The organism is Oleiphilus sp. HI0117 (assembly GCF_001635235.1).
Genome location: NZ_LWGA01001136.1, coordinates 1 through 365, shown reverse-complemented (window position 1 = coordinate 365; position 365 = coordinate 1). Strand labels below are relative to the sequence as shown.

At 42.7% G+C, this 365-nt stretch carries 1 protein-coding gene; it reads right to left on the bottom strand.

Going from position 1 to position 365, the window contains the following annotated elements; all coding sequences use genetic code 11:
- A partial coding sequence (rnhA, locus tag A3757_RS20270; RefSeq protein ID WP_068740184.1) for a ribonuclease HI occupies nt 1-311 on the bottom strand: 311 nt, incomplete at its 3' end.
- Nucleotides 312-365: the final 54 nt, after the last annotated feature.

The window sequence follows — 365 nt, the reverse complement described above, 5'->3', positions numbered from 1 at the left end:
AACGCTTTCCATAGCTCAACATTCTTTACTGGCTTTTTGGCTGCAGTTTTCCAGCCATTTTTCTTCCAACCTTTTATCCACTCAAGCATCCCTTTGCGCATATATTGGGAGTCGGTATGTAAGTGAACAACACTAGGTTTCTTTAAGCTTTCGAGCGCCCGAATTGCAGCAAGCAGCTCCATTCTATTGTTGGTTGTATCAAGCTCACCACCATAAATCTTTTTCTGATGCTTCCCGCTTGTTAATAATGCTCCCCAACCTCCCGGTCCAGGGTTGCCTTTACAGGCTCCATCGGTATAAATCTCTATCATTCTTCTTTATCTTTCTCGTTATAAACTGAAAAGTCTTGTTCCAAAACCCGAGTG